The sequence below is a fragment of the Ruegeria sp. AM5 genome, assembly GCF_056540645.1.
On the sequence record NZ_JBQFXC010000035.1, the window covers coordinates 1 to 500 of the forward strand.

General features: G+C 53.6%; 1 pseudogene. It reads left to right on the forward strand.

Features of this window, described 5'->3' with window-relative positions:
- Window positions 1-500, forward strand: a pseudogene (locus ACR0AH_RS21120) (HlyD family type I secretion periplasmic adaptor subunit); the annotation flags it as partial.

Below are 500 nucleotides of genomic sequence, written 5' to 3' on the forward strand. Positions count from 1 at the left end.
TCCAGCATCTTGAGGGCGGCATTATTGAAGACATCAAAGTTATCGAGGGCCAGTCTGTTCAGGCGGGGGAAGTGCTGATGACGCTGGACCAAACCTCGGCCGAGGCCAATGAACGAGAACTGTTCATCCGCAAAATCCGCTTGCAAGCCATGTCTGAACGTCTTGAGGCCGAACACAATGAGATGGATCAGTTGGAGTTTTCCGCCGAGTTGCTTTCAGCCACTGACGATGTCGAAGTCATGACCATTCTTGATGGCCAGCAGATCAGCTTCGAAGTATCCCGCAAAACCCTGCTGAATGATATCGCATTGTTGGAACGCAACATGGAGGCCCTCAGGATCAGGTCCAGCGGGTTCGAGGCGCAACTGGACAGTATGAAACGTCGCGCGGAAATCCTGCAGGAAGAATTTGAAACCAAAAAGGCGCTGTTTGACAAAGGCTTGGTTCGCAAGGGGGATCTGAACACGATCCGCCGCGTGCAGGCTGAGGCGGAGGGACAG